This window comes from Sedimentibacter sp. (assembly GCF_038562225.1).
In the GTDB taxonomy this organism is placed as follows: domain Bacteria; phylum Bacillota; class Clostridia; order Tissierellales; family Sedimentibacteraceae; genus Sedimentibacter.
This window is the reverse complement of record NZ_JBCFAS010000002.1, coordinates 1132356-1144845: the sequence shown is the minus strand read 5'-3', so window position 1 is coordinate 1144845 and position 12490 is coordinate 1132356. Positions and strand designations below refer to the sequence as shown.

10 protein-coding genes and 1 pseudogene are annotated in these 12490 nt (G+C 39.3%); 9 read left to right on the top strand and 2 right to left on the bottom strand.

Annotation, left to right across the window (positions count from 1 at the left end; genetic code table 11):
* Position 1: 1 nt before the first annotated feature.
* The 8 genes from AAGU76_RS11710 to AAGU76_RS11675 all read left to right on the top strand — a co-directional run bounded on the left by AAGU76_RS11710 (position 2) and on the right by AAGU76_RS11675 (position 9873).
* Entirely contained in the window at positions 2-1267 is a 1266-nt protein-coding gene (locus tag AAGU76_RS11710) for a UDP-N-acetylglucosamine 1-carboxyvinyltransferase (RefSeq protein WP_342485670.1), read from the top strand.
* A gap of 40 nt (positions 1268-1307) precedes the next feature.
* On the top strand, positions 1308-1598 hold the full coding sequence (locus AAGU76_RS11705; RefSeq protein WP_342485669.1) for a zinc-ribbon domain-containing protein: 291 nt from the start codon (positions 1308-1310) through the stop codon (positions 1596-1598).
* 62 nt (positions 1599-1660) lie between these two features.
* Positions 1661-3016, top strand: coding sequence for a transglutaminase domain-containing protein (locus tag AAGU76_RS11700; RefSeq protein WP_342485668.1), 1356 nt, complete (start codon positions 1661-1663; stop codon positions 3014-3016).
* A 114-nt stretch (positions 3017-3130) separates the two neighbouring features.
* The gene (locus AAGU76_RS11695) at positions 3131-4996 is read left to right on the top strand and encodes a sigma 54-interacting transcriptional regulator (protein WP_342485667.1); all 1866 of its coding nucleotides are present in this window, start codon (positions 3131-3133) and stop codon (positions 4994-4996) included.
* A 514-nt stretch (positions 4997-5510) separates the two neighbouring features.
* Positions 5511-6809 carry a diaminopimelate decarboxylase gene (gene lysA, locus AAGU76_RS11690; protein WP_342485666.1) on the top strand — a complete coding sequence of 433 codons (1299 nt, stop codon included), beginning with the start codon at positions 5511-5513 and terminating at the stop codon, positions 6807-6809.
* Between the two features lie 10 nt (positions 6810-6819).
* Positions 6820-7659 carry a diaminopimelate epimerase gene (gene dapF, locus AAGU76_RS11685; RefSeq protein WP_342485665.1) on the top strand — a complete coding sequence of 280 codons (840 nt, stop codon included), beginning with the start codon at positions 6820-6822 and terminating at the stop codon, positions 7657-7659.
* Positions 7660-8445: 786 nt separating this feature from the next.
* Positions 8446-9237 carry a hypothetical protein gene (locus tag AAGU76_RS11680; protein WP_342485664.1) on the top strand — a complete coding sequence of 264 codons (792 nt, stop codon included), beginning with the start codon at positions 8446-8448 and terminating at the stop codon, positions 9235-9237.
* Positions 9238-9321: 84 nt separating this feature from the next.
* Positions 9322-9873 carry a hypothetical protein gene (locus AAGU76_RS11675; RefSeq protein ID WP_342485663.1) on the top strand — a complete coding sequence of 184 codons (552 nt, stop codon included), beginning with the start codon at positions 9322-9324 and terminating at the stop codon, positions 9871-9873.
* Positions 9874-10126: 253 nt separating this feature from the next.
* Here the strand turns inward: AAGU76_RS11675 and AAGU76_RS11670 are convergent.
* Positions 10127-11282, bottom strand: a pseudogene (locus AAGU76_RS11670) (transposase).
* 166 nt (positions 11283-11448) lie between these two features.
* Here AAGU76_RS11670 and AAGU76_RS11665 point away from each other — a divergent pair.
* Positions 11449-11688 carry a hypothetical protein gene (locus AAGU76_RS11665; RefSeq protein WP_342485662.1) on the top strand — a complete coding sequence of 80 codons (240 nt, stop codon included), beginning with the start codon at positions 11449-11451 and terminating at the stop codon, positions 11686-11688.
* A gap of 363 nt (positions 11689-12051) precedes the next feature.
* Here AAGU76_RS11665 and AAGU76_RS11660 read toward each other — a convergent pair whose 3' ends face one another.
* Positions 12052-12474, bottom strand: coding sequence for a hypothetical protein (locus AAGU76_RS11660; RefSeq protein WP_342485661.1), 423 nt, complete (start codon positions 12472-12474; stop codon positions 12052-12054).
* Positions 12475-12490 lie beyond the last annotated feature (16 nt).

Sequence of the window (12490 nt, the reverse complement as noted above, 5' to 3'; positions counted from 1 at the left end):
TATGTCTAAATTTGTAATAGAAGGCGGAACAAAGCTAAAGGGAAAAGTAAACATCGGAGGATTCAAAAATGCCGCAGTTGCCATAATTCCCGCAACTCTGCTGTGCGCAGGCAAGTGCACGATTCAGAATGTTCCTAAAATAGAAGATGTGAATGTGTTCATAGACATATTGAAAGAGCTAGGGGCAGACGCAAATTATATAGACGATACGTCCATATATGTGGATGCGTCACAGGTAGATGAATGTTACCTGAAAAACGGACTTTCCAAGAAGATGAGGGCATCCTACTATCTTCTGGGATCAGGTCTTGGAAGATTCAAGAAGGCTTCCTCACTGCTTCCGGGCGGATGTGACATAGGAGACAGGCCCATCGACCAGCACATAAAGGGCTTCGAGGCCCTGGGAGCAACCGTGGACATAACACCGGAAGGAAGAGTGAATGTACAAGCCGACAAGCTTGTGGGAGCAAAGATTTACCTGGATGTGGTAAGTGTGGGAGCCACAATCAACATCATGCTGGCAGCGGTTTATGCCGAAGGGAGAACCATAATAGAAAATGCTGCAAAAGAACCCCACATAGTGGATACCGCAAACTTTTTGAACTCCATGGGAGCTGACATAAAGGGAGCCGGAACAGACGTCATAAGAATAAACGGAGTGAAGGAACTCACCGGCTGCACATACAAGGTTATACCGGATCAGATAGAGGCTGGAACCTACATGATTGCCGCAGCAGCCACAAAGGGAGACATAATCATAGATGATATAATTCCAAAGCACCTTGAGCCGGTTACGGCAAAACTCAAGGAAATGGGAGTGGGTATAGAGGAATACGGAGATTCCATGAGGGTGTTCTACGAAAAGGAGCTTACTCCCGTAAACATACAGACACTTCCGTACCCGGGCTTTCCCACAGACCTTCAGCAGCCCATGACAGTGCTTCTGTCGTCTCTTAACGGAGAAAGCATGGTGGTTGAAGGGGTATCCGAGGACCGCTTCAAGTATGTGAACGAGATAAAGAAGATGGGAGCGGACATTGAATTCACCAAGAAACAGGCAAAGATAAAAGGAACACCGGAACTGAAGGGAACGGTTGTACAAGCCACCGACTTAAGAGCCGGAGCGGCTCTGATAATAGCCGGACTTGTTGCATCAGGCCTTACTGAAGTTACTGACATTTTCCATATAGACAGGGGATATGAGCACATAGAGAACAAGTTCATGAACCTGGGAGCAAAAATTAAAAGAGTAAAAGATGAAGAATGACATAATATAATATATTAAAAATATAAAAGAAGATGGTGCTATGTTTCTGTTCAATATACGCGTTGAACGCGAAGAGATGGATTTCTACCAGCCGATTCTGTGCAGCTGCTGCGAAAAATACGGCAGGTATGAAGCGTACATTGAATACCACATATTGAGGCTTTTCTTCATACCTCTGTTTACAGTCAGAAAGAAGTTTTATGCAGTATCCACGTGCTGCAACAATCTCTATTTGATAAAAAACAGGGAAAAAGGCTTCATGATCAAGAGAAAACAAGGACATAACGTATTTTTATTCGACAGGGATCTGGAACTTGTATCTAAACGATAATGAAAGTAATAGGGAGGGTAAAACCCTCCCATAATTCATTACAAAATAAATTGGGGGATATTATGTTTGAAGATTTGAAGTATTTGAAGGTTAACCTTCCGGAAGACATTCTCAAACTGAAATGCAGCGGAGATTTCAAAGGTGCTATGAGGCTTATTGATTTGCGGCTTGAAAAAAATATTCCGCTGGCCATGAGAAAGAGGCTTGAACTGGAAAAGGAAATTATTCGCACCATCAAGGGTGAATATCCCTACTCCTTTGAACAGGCGCTCAAGAAGATGCAGGACAACGTCACAGACTTCACAAAAGAGGAGCTCACAGAGCTTCAGGAAAGCTCACAGGCTGACTGGATTCTGGTGGACGGAAAAGTTATGTTCAACGACAGCTTCTACGGTTCTCTGATAACGACAAGGCTGGACCTTGAAGCAAGGCTCAGGAACAAGGACGGTTCAAATGACGACAGAGGGCAGTTCCTGAACGACAACATCAGGGATATGAAGGAACACGGCAAGGCAGCTTACTTCATAAGGCTCAGAACATACGTCAGGGTAAAGAAGGAAGCCGAAAGGCCAGGAAAAACTATGAGGGTTCACATGCCGCTGCCCATTGAGTGCCAGCAGTCAGACATACACCTTTTAAGGACGACGCCTGAAATGAAGTGTGCATCTTCAGTTGATTATCCTCAGAGAACAGCATTCTTTGAGACATACCTTCGGGAAGGGCAGGAGTTTTCCCTTGAATATTCGTATGTGAGCACATTGAAGTACAACAACCCTGACCCGTCTAAAGTATCAGAAAATCAGCCGTCATTTTTTACCCATGAACAGGAGCCCCACATAATGTTTACGCCGTACATAAAGGAACTTGCTGCTGAAATAGTGGGGGATGAAAAGAATCCTCTCATTAAGGCAAGAAAGATATACGACTACATAACACAAAACGTCAGGTACTCATACATGAGGGCATACTCCACAATCATAAACATTCCCGAATATGCAGCCTTAAACCTTAAGGGTGACTGCGGCGTGCAGGGCCTTTTGTTCATAACGTTGTGCAGGTGCGTCGGCATTCCCGCCAGATGGCAGTCGGGTCTTGCAGTGACTCCGTACAGTGTGGGTCCACATGACTGGGCGCAGTTTTATGTTGAGCCTTTCGGATGGCTTTTTGCAGACCCGTCCTTCGGAGGAGGGGCTTACAGAAAAGGCAACACGGAAAAATGGAACTTCTATTTCGGAAACCTTGACCCTTTCAGGATGGTTGCAAATTCAGAATTTCAGCATGAATTTGATCCTCCTAAATCGTACTTAAGACACGATCCCTACGACAACCAGGTGGGAGAATGCGAATATGAGGACAGAGGCTTGCGCAGAGAAGAATATACGGTGGGCTACAAGCTCGTGGATTTGAAAAAGCTATAACCATGGAACCTGATTCGTCAAGAATCAGGTTATTTTTATGTACAGTTGAACTGAGCCCAAAATAGTGATATTATTAACAATATGGAAGTTACTTAAATTGATGGATGGGAAATTATGTTTGAAAAAGACAGTTTTGAAAGACAATTTACCGATATGATGAATGACGGTTTCATTTTCATTGACAGCAGGGGAATCATCCAGATATACAACAGCAAGGCAAAAGAAATATTCGGCATAGAATATAAGCCGGAGTACAGCCACGGTTCCGGTAAAATTGAAAAAGGAGACATAGTGATCATTGCTGACAGCTGCCTGGGAAAAGATGACGGAGGGCTTCTGCCGGAATCGCTTAAGTGCATAGGCATAAGAAACGGCAGTATCAGGTGCGGCGATGCAGTGGTTGCAGTCGGAAGCTACAAAGATGACAGACATCATGTTCCAAGGTATGTATACCGCACCGGCGGCAATCTGCACGACAAGCTGAGCCTTGACTGCCGGTACCAGGGAATACGGATTGCGTCATCAATTGATTTTAACAACGGCACTGTTGCCATAACTGCAGACGAGGAAACTTACAGGGTTGAGTTTGCCAAATCCATAGGACATATGGTTGTTTTGGATGCAGACACGAAGAAAATGAAGTTCTATCAGGCAAAGGGATACACGGCAAGAGGCGAAGACGTAAACGCCCTTTTAAGCGGCAAGGAATTCAGATCCAAAGGCAGTGATTCGGAACTGTTCAACGTGATTGGTAAAAATGTATTTGAAATACACAATAACAATTCAACCATAAAAGAATTTTATGACGTCGCAGTTGGAAATGATATAAGGTACTCTGATGAATACAAGGAAATTAACGGCAGACCAACCATATGCTCCTTGTTTCCTGTGGATAAGGGCGGCAGCAGGTCAGGTGCTGTGTTGATAATCAAGGACGTATCAGAAATAAAGAAGATCATCAGGGAACGTGACGAGGCTCTGCAAAACCTTTACAAAATGGAAAGAAAACTCAGTGACGAGGAAGCAACTGATAAGCTGCTGCCTGATCTGGCAGGCGACAGCAAGGAAATAACCAATGTGAAAAAACTGGCTCTGAAAGCTGCCAAATCAAATTCGACAGTGCTCATACTGGGTGAGAGCGGAACAGGAAAGAGTATGCTGGCAAAAGCCATTCATGAGAACAGCAGTTATTCCGGAAATCCATTCATAGCTGTAAACTGCAGCTCCATACCGGAAACGCTCCTTGAAAGTGAATTGTTCGGATATGAAGGAGGAGCTTTCACCGGAGCTAAGACAGGAGGAAAAGCAGGCTTGTTTGAGGCTGCTCAGGGCGGTACGCTATTCCTGGATGAAATCGGCGAAATTTCAATGTCTCTTCAGTCAAAACTGCTTCAGGTCCTTCAGGATAAGTCATATTACAAGGTTGGTGGCAAGGACATTAAGAAGCTTGATGCCAGAATAATAGTAGCCACTAACAAAAACCTGGAGGAAGAGGTGCAGAGGGGACGCTTTAGGGAAGATTTGTACTACAGGATAAATGTTTTTCCCATATGGATGCCTCCACTCAGAGAAAGAAAGGAAGATATTTATACCCTTGTGAGCATGATACTTCCAAGGGTGTGCCAGCGGACAGGGTGTGGGGAAAAAGGAGTTTCCGGAGAAGCCTTGAGGCTTTTGTCTTCCTACGATTATCCAGGCAATGTGAGGGAACTGGAGAACATCTTGGAAAGGGCAGTAAATCTGGCAGAAGGAAAAACAATTTTTTCAAGGCATCTGGCAATGAACAGGAACAGAAAAAACTACAGGCAGGATGATGAGCGGTCAAGAACCTTGAAGGAAATACTCAGCGAGGCCGAGAAGGAAGCCATTGAAGAAGCAATAGCCACAAACAAAGGTGACTATAAGGCAGCCATGAATGTCCTTGACATAAGCAAGACAGCCTTTTACGAAAAGGTTAGGAAGCACCGCATGGAACTTTAACCATTCCGCAATTCAGGAAAATTTCCTGTTTTGCGGAATTTTATTATTTTATTGAAAAATAAATTACTTAATTGAAAATTTTGCAAGTCTATAATTTATTCATTCCGCAAATGCGGAAAAACGGTGTGTGGCAGTAAACCAAACAGGAAGATTAAAGTTGACAAAAAAATATTAACATTGAAATTTAAAGGAAATCAAGTAATGGATTTTTTTGTTTTCAAACATGAATGTTGGTATGCAAATTGCTATATATTTCGACAGTTAAAATTAATCAAATATTGTTCAAGATTCACTCGCAGTAATTATAACAAATATAGTTTTTTAATTGACAGAGCGAAGGTAGGTAAAACCTGAAAGGGTTTTACCTATACATTTTATTCAGTACATTTACAATAAAAAACAGTTGAGAATATATTAATTACTTGGTATAATAATTGCATTTATATTGAAGTTAAGTTATACTGATTAAAACTGTAAACAACTCCATAAATAAATGAAAAGGAGATAATGATATATGGAAAAAGTTATTAAAAACAACACTTTGTATTTTGACGGATGCAATACGGTAGAACTGGCAAAAGAGTACGGAACACCGCTCTATGTTATAAGCGAAACAGCCATAGTTGAAAAGTGCAGCGAAATTAAGGAAACATTTCTCAATAGATATGAAAGAACAAGGGCTGCCTACGCTTCAAAGGCATTTTTGACGCTGTCCATGTGCAAGATAATCGAGAGGGAAGGCCTCTGCATGGACGTTGTTTCCGGAGGAGAGCTTTACACAGCCATGAAGGCCGGTTTTCCTGCCGAAAGAATTGAACTGAACGGCAACAACAAGTCCGTAGAGGAGCTGGAGCTTGCGGTTGAATACGGTATCGGAAGAATCATTGTGGACGGTCTGGATGAGCTGGAAATTATCGAAGCAATATGCAGGGAGAAGGGCAAAAAGGCAGATATACTGTACAGGGTTACACCGGGAGTGAAAAGTGACTCTCATGACTACATCGTCACAGGTAAAAAAGACTCCAAGTTCGGAATCCCGCTGGACGATGAGGTAATATTCCCGGCAGTGGAAAAGGCAATAAATTCAGAATACGTAAATTTCCTGGGATTCCATTTCCACGTGGGTTCACAGCTGCATGACAACGAGTCGCATCTTAAAGCATTGGACATCGTGCTGAAGCTTATAAAGGACACAAAGGAGAAATACGGCTTCGCAACACCGGAGCTCAACATAGGAGGCGGGTTTGGAATTAAGTACACAGATGCTGACAACAGCAAGCCATACGCGTACTTCCTGGACCCCATGATGGAAAAGATACAGCAGTTTTCAAAGGACCTGGGCATCACAAGGCCGGAAATAGTCATTGAACCGGGAAGAAGCATAATAGGAGAAGCGGGAATAACGCTGTACACTGTTGGAACCATCAAGGACATCAAGGGAGTAAGAAAGTATGTTTCTGTGGACGGCGGAATGACAGACAACATAAGACCGGCTCTGTACCAGGCCAAGTATGAGGGGCTTGCTGCAAATAAGGCTGATGAGCCAAAAACAGATATGGTTACCATATGCGGCAAGTGCTGCGAATCAGGAGATGTGCTTATTCGCGATGCACAGGTAACCCAGCTGAAAAGGGGAGATATTTTTGCAGTATTCTCCACAGGCGCATACGGTTACGCCATGGCAAGCAACTACAACAAGAACCCTTTGCCTGCCACGGTGCTTGTGAAAAACGGAAAGGCAGAACTCATAGTGAAAAGACAAAGCTACGAGCACATGATTGAAAATGAGTTGATACCAGATTCTTTGAAGTAGAGGTGATACCATGGAATTTACAAAGATGCAGGGAGCAGGTAACGATTTTATCATAATAAACAACATGGAGCTGAAGATACCGGTTGAAAAGCTACCGGCCATAGCAAGAAAAATCTGTCAGCGCAAAGTTTCAGTGGGCGCAGATGGATTCATGGTGGTGGATTATCCTGAGGGAGAAGCTGATTTCAAGATGCGCTTTTACAATTCCGACGGAAGTATAGGAGAAATGTGCGGAAACGGAGCTAGGTGCATTTCACGCTATGCGTATTTGAACAACATCGCAGGCAGAAAAATGAAGTTTGAAACAGGAGCAGGGATTGTGGAATCCGAGGTTCTTGAGGGCAGACAGGTCAAGGTTCTTCTTAACAAACCGGAGTTGGTGAAGCTCGACAGTGATCTGGACATAGACGGCGAAAAGTATGAATGCTCATACATTGAGCTTGGAAATCCGGGGCTGCCCCATGCGGTTGTGAAATACGAAGGACTTCAGAATGCCAGGTACGAAGATATTTTCGCCAAAGGGAAAAAAATAAGGTTCTACAAGGGATTCCCCAAGGGAGCCAATGTAAACTTCTATGAGATAATAAATGATGAAACGGCTCTCGTCAAGACATACGAGAGAGGTGTGGAGGACCTGACGCTGGCATGCGGCACGGGCTCAGCGTCGGCAGCAGTGGCCCTCATACTGAAAGGATATCTGAAAAAGGACACAGTCAAAATCATTGTTCCCGGAGGAGAGCTTTTCATAGAGGTTGAGAGGGATGGCAACAAGGTTGAAAAACTTTACCTCATAGGTGACACCAACATTGTGGCAAAAGGCACAATAACAGACGAAGACCTGACTTACTGACAAGGAGACGGGGTTGTTGTCATCTGTCGCCAGTTATATGATACGCATTGTTACAAATTGAATAGTCTGTCCAAATAAAGCAATCGGCTTATAAATGAACCGATTGCTTTTTTGTGAATTATTATATTGATTTTTGCAGATCTTCAATCATCCCTATATATTCCATGGCCAGTTCCGAAACATGATTCCAGCCGTTCTATATTTATTGTGCAAAACTGTCAAATCATAATTTGTTTTTATCAACATAATGTACAGTTGAATAAAAAACAAGGTTATGATTAAAGCAATTACTATTTCTTCATAAGAAAATTCATCATATACATATCTATATACTAAGATAGATTTAGATATGTGTTTCTGACTATGCTCATTAAGTATGATTTCATTTTATAGCTATGTATTTTCTTTACTGGTTCTATTTTCTCTATTACCTTTAAATATGTTGTGGGGACTAAGTTGCTTGCTGTTTCATTACTATTTGATAGTTTGAATGCGTATTTCAATAAGGTTTTGCCATAGATTATCCTCCTTCATGCAGTGTGTTAATCAATTATATCATTTTGTCATAAAATAATAAAATAAAAATGTTACGTTTTCATTTTTTATATTGTCTATATAGTAAGAGGTAAAATAGATTCTGAAGTATTCATTTTGAATAAAAGGAGGGGATTCCGTTGGGATAATTAAGTTGTTTTAGAGTTTTTAAGAAAATAGAATTTATAGAACTATTTTGCTTCTTAATTAATGATGCGTAAGAATAAATAAAATATACGGAGGAAGAAAGATATGAAAAAAAAGTTTATAGGTAGCTTATTACTATTAATTCTATTAATTTCTTCTGTAACGACAGCTAATGCAGCTCCCATGAAGGATGCGGAGTGGGAAAATAGGAAAGCTTATATAGAAGAAAATATAATAGCGCTAGGGAGTCAAGACTTTGAAACAGTAGAAAACTGGTTATTCTTAAATGGATTTCAGGATGTTGAAGTTGCCCAGAATAAAGATGGCTTGATCCAACCTCTATCAACAAATGCAAATGTTTCGATAACTAGCTTTGATGCTTATTATGATACTAGGTCTAGCAGGTATTTAATTAAGGGCTGGTGGATATGGAAAGGTACCTCTTATTTAGATGTTAGCGCGGGTGCTGTTGATGGTGTAATGTTAGCAATGTATAACTCTAACTTTGCCCCAGTGTCAGGATATGAATATACTAGCTCGAATCCAACAGGTATTGCTGTATATGATCAAAATGGAACCCATTATCCAAATGTGGGCGGGCTCGAAGATGTATCTGGTTCTGGATTAGTTTGGACATTCCAAGACTATTATGATTGGAATAATTATGTAGGTTTCAAAGGTCAGGTATGGGCGTGGTTAGATAAAAAACCAACTGATAGCACTGTTTATTTAAAATTAGATTATCGTCATACATATTCAAGTGCTACCTTTAATTCAGGAACTATATCATGGAGTTCTGGTACTAAAGCTCCTTCAATATCATTAAGTTTTAGCGTAGCGCCACAAGCGTGGACGGCTACAAATATTTATAAGATACTTAGCTGGCCAAATAACTAATTAGTTTCTGTTGCTCTTAAATAAATGAGTAGTTATTTTATGACTACTCATTTATAATAAAAGGTAGAGTAGGAGGGGAGTATTATGAAAACTAGAATACAAATATGTTTGATTTTGCTCTTGCTATTAACAGCCTGTAAAGACAACTCAGCGGAATTGACAAAAGATGAAAAAGCTGATATTTATTATAATGATATCTGCAATAGTTTAGACAAAAATTCTTCAAGTGAGGTTAAGATAATAATGACTAAAGAAGGAGGACGAAATGAGGAACTAATACTTTACACGTATTATAGTAATAGTTTCAGGAGTATAATTATGGGTGTAAAAGCTGCGAATTGGAATCGTGAAGGTGTCGAATTTGTTAGTTTGGCTGAACAAAAGAGTCAGTCTCTACCTATTTCTTTTGGAAGTGTATTACAAGAAAATGGTAGCGGAGGTCGAATAATTACATATGGAACTATTAATGATAATAGTATTGAGGGTATTAAGTTAATGTATGCTGATAAACTTAGTGTTGAAGAAAAGCATAGTGGTGGTTTTATAGTAATAAGAAATGGTTTTTTAGAAGGTGTAAGCCAGATTAACGCGTATGATAAGGACTTAAATGAAGTGTACAAATTCCCGGGGAACTAAACATTTATTAGTTAATTGCGAAACAATTTCAAAAAAATGAACTAAGGAAAAATAAAACATGCATTTGAGAGGGTCAGGTTCCTGCAGACGATAATTTTCATGTTTTGTTATTTGTAAACATAAAAAAGGGTACAAAAAACAAAGACATGAAAAATCTGTGAAATCTAAGCAATTAACGGTTTTAAGCTTCTAATGTATTGATGCTTATGAATTTTATCAGCGAGAACAACTGTAATTAACTGAGTAATACCAGCTAAAAGCAAATCAGCATGAAGAGTTTTTTCGTTTTGAGTCTTACGTCCAGAAATACAGAAGCTATCTTTAAAATGGTTTATTGATTGTTCTACAACAGACCGTATTTTATAGACTTCTTCCCATTCATTAGTACCTCGAATGTGCCAGGATAAGCACGAAGATCATTTTCTGGATAGATATAAGTCATCCTGCCGCAAGAAGAACTGGTACAGGGATTTTCCACAATAACATTGGCGCTTATACTTCTTTTTTTCCTGTTTTACAAATTTGACTTTTGGGCAGGAAAATTTGAAACGAACCAACCCATTTTTTCGTTTAGAAATACCTTCTGGTTTCATAGGAAGAGAATGATCATGAGGACAGCATGGGATACCATCATCATTTATGGGGCACTCTTCATTCTTCAGTTTAGAACGGGAGTTAAGAGGAATATAGGCTTTTGAAAATTTAATGTCCTGCAATAAAGATTTGTAGATAACAGCACTGTCAAAAGCGGCATCCCCAATAAAAATATCGGGTTTAATAAGTGGATGCTTTTCAAAAAAATCTTTCAAAACAGGGATAACAGCTTTAGCATCATGAAGAGACTTATCTTCATCCGGAGAATCGGATTTCTTATCAATGATAATATCAGGATGGGCATTGAGAAAGTCTTTATTAAAAAAAGAAATGTTTCTGACAATGCAAAGACCATTAGTCACCATACCAAATTTATATACGTAGCAAAAGTGAAGCTTTAGCTTAATCAATTTGTTGGCATATCGGTTCAGTAATATCAACAAGATTATCGAACATAGATACAAGTCCAAAATGAAATCTTGCTTAAAGCGAGTAAATTTAGAAGCATCAGGAACCTTATCAAAACCACAGAAATCCCTTAATTCTTTTGAATATTTAAGGAAGATGATTAAAAGGGAATCTGTAGGAATAGAAAAAATACGTTGCAGCAGTAATGCCCAAAGCATTGCGATAAGCGGATATTCACGAGGTCTTCCTGTTGATGCATAAAAATGATTTCGAAAAGAAATAGGTATAAACTTACTGAGATTAATGGTATTTTCCAACAAGGAAAGAAATTGATATTTGTCGTTTTCAAATTTTTCTTGGCTATCAGAAAAAATATCTGCCAAAGAAAGCTGTTTATGTGGTATCATATACATGTAACTCCTTTCGGGATTATGGTGGATTTGTTTCTTGACAATTCAATTTTACCATAAATCAGTGAGGGGTTACACTTTTTTTACACAAAAAAGTCCCGTGATTTCACGGGTTTCGGCGTTTCGCAAACGCCTAAAACATTTATTAGTTGGAGGAACTGTTATGAGTAAAAATTCAAAATTGCTCTATAGTATTTTAGGCTGTTTTATACTTGCCTTATTAAACAATCCAATTTTCGAAAGCTCTAGACTTGGAATATTTGAATATGCTAGGGATCTCGCTTTTGTTGTGATATATCAAATATTTAATATTCTTATAAATGTATTATCATTTACTGGATTTGTTTTATTAATTGTTTTTTCTGTTAGATTGATAATCAGTAATGTAGGTAAAGATAAATAAAATTGGATATTTTATTTTGTTAATACTAATTGTACTTGCGAGAGTGCCTTTCACCAAAATCCACTAGAAGTGATAAGGGGACGGGTTATCAGCACAACTTCAGAGATACAAGGTAGCATTTTTTGCCAAATAGTCTGTTCAAATAAAAAGCAAAGCAATCAGCTTTTAAATGAACCGATTGCTTTTTATTATATTGATTTCTGCAGATCTTCAATCATCCCGATATATTGGGAAGTTTCGAAACATGATTCCAGCCGTTCTATATTTATTGTGCAAAACTTCAAATCATAAATTGTTTTTATCAGCATAATGTACAGTTGAATAAAAAACAAGGTTTCAATTTTGATAGCCTTGTTTTTTTACTTAATAAGTAACGATAATTGAATATACTGATTGCGTTTCAGAGAGATTTCTTAGACTATCATAAACTTTACCGGTTACTGCAACTCTGTATGTGCCTCTTGAGACTGCTCTGTATTGATAATTTGAGCATTTTGTTAAACCTTCTGCTGTCCAGGTCGCTATCGTACTCCAGCTTTTATCAGTGTTTAATTTTTGTAACTTCATAGTTAATTCGCATGAGCCATCGTTTAACCTATGTGTTAAAATTCCTTCACATGTAGCTATTCCTAGGCTGCTGATTTCAAGGGATGCACCAATACTTGCTATGTTTGTGTACATAGGTGTGATGATGGAAGCAACATCTCCGTTAATAGCAGCTAATGACTGTGTACTGAATGATAGTACGAAAGTTAATACAATGATTAATACAATTATCTTTTTCATTCTAATCTCCTTATAG

Excerpts from the sequence above, each read along its gene's own strand:
- AAGU76_RS11710 (WP_342485670.1), top strand. The coding sequence starts at position 2 with ATGTCTAAATTTGTAATAGAAGGCGGAACAAAGCTAAAGGGAAAAGTA.
- AAGU76_RS11705 (WP_342485669.1), top strand. The coding sequence starts at position 1,308 with ATGTTTCTGTTCAATATACGCGTTGAACGCGAAGAGATGGATTTCTAC.
- AAGU76_RS11700 (WP_342485668.1), top strand. The coding sequence starts at position 1,661 with ATGTTTGAAGATTTGAAGTATTTGAAGGTTAACCTTCCGGAAGACATT.
- AAGU76_RS11695 (WP_342485667.1), top strand. The coding sequence starts at position 3,131 with ATGTTTGAAAAAGACAGTTTTGAAAGACAATTTACCGATATGATGAAT.
- lysA (WP_342485666.1), top strand. The coding sequence starts at position 5,511 with ATGGAAAAAGTTATTAAAAACAACACTTTGTATTTTGACGGATGCAAT.
- dapF (WP_342485665.1), top strand. The coding sequence starts at position 6,820 with ATGGAATTTACAAAGATGCAGGGAGCAGGTAACGATTTTATCATAATA.
- AAGU76_RS11680 (WP_342485664.1), top strand. The coding sequence starts at position 8,446 with ATGAAAAAAAAGTTTATAGGTAGCTTATTACTATTAATTCTATTAATT.
- AAGU76_RS11675 (WP_342485663.1), top strand. The coding sequence starts at position 9,322 with ATGAAAACTAGAATACAAATATGTTTGATTTTGCTCTTGCTATTAACA.
- AAGU76_RS11665 (WP_342485662.1), top strand. The coding sequence starts at position 11,449 with ATGAGTAAAAATTCAAAATTGCTCTATAGTATTTTAGGCTGTTTTATA.
- AAGU76_RS11660 (WP_342485661.1), bottom strand. The coding sequence starts at position 12,474 with ATGAAAAAGATAATTGTATTAATCATTGTATTAACTTTCGTACTATCA.